The sequence below is a fragment of the Streptomyces sp. MBT65 genome (assembly GCF_016612545.1).
In the GTDB taxonomy this organism is placed as follows: domain Bacteria; phylum Actinomycetota; class Actinomycetes; order Streptomycetales; family Streptomycetaceae; genus Streptomyces.
Window position 1 is genome coordinate 1 of record NZ_JAENRY010000707.1, and the last position, 709, is coordinate 709.

At 73.1% G+C, this 709-nt stretch carries 1 protein-coding gene and 1 pseudogene; one reads left to right on the forward strand and one right to left on the reverse strand.

The features are described 5' to 3' along the window. A pseudogene (locus JHN63_RS51710) lies at window positions 1–268 on the reverse strand (prepilin peptidase); the annotation flags it as partial. A gap of 123 nt (window positions 269–391) precedes the next feature. On the opposite strand from JHN63_RS51710, the gene JHN63_RS51715 reads away from it, so the two are divergent. Continuing rightward, window positions 392–709: DUF192 domain-containing protein (locus JHN63_RS51715; RefSeq protein ID WP_200692033.1), on the forward strand; the 318-nt coding region annotated here is incomplete at its 3' end.

The following is a 709-nucleotide window of genomic DNA, read 5'->3' on the forward strand; positions in this document are numbered from 1 at the left end:
CGGCGGGGGTGCGGGGGCCGTAGGGGCCGCAAGGGGTCGCGTCGGACGGGCTGTTCGTCGTCGGGCCGTACGCGTATCGGCCGGTGGTGTCGGTGCAGCGGGCCCGGCCCAGCCAGCCGTCGAACGGGCCCGTGATCGGGTGGCCGTCGGGGCAGTTCCCGTTCCAGGGTTCCTCGGGGTCCACGGAGAGGCGGTGGGCGGCGCGGGGCAGCAGCAGGCCCGAGCACGCGCCCCACAGGGCACCCACGACGATCAGAAACAGGCGCACGCCGGGACGATATCCGGATACGGCGGGCGGGGGCATGGGCCCGTGGGCCCATGTAGGGCCTACTCCCGTGTGGATACGGTCGGTTGACACCGGATCCGCGGTGGTACAGGAAGGTGACCTGACATGGGACGACGCTGGAGCGACGGGCGGGGAACGCTGACCGTGCACGGGGCCGCCGGGCCGATCGCCGTCCGGCTGGAGCTGGCGACCTCGTACCGGGCGCGGACGAAGGGGCTGCTCGGCCGGGACGCGATCGACGGGGCGATGCTGCTCTCGCCGGCGAGCAGTGTGCACACGTTCCGGATGCGCTTCCCGATCGACGTGGCGTACCTGGACCGGAACCTGGAGGTTGTCGCCGTCCACACGATGATGCCGGGGCGGTTGGGCATGCCGCGCTTCCGGTCCCGGCATGTGCTGGAGGCGGGGGCGGGGGTCATGGCG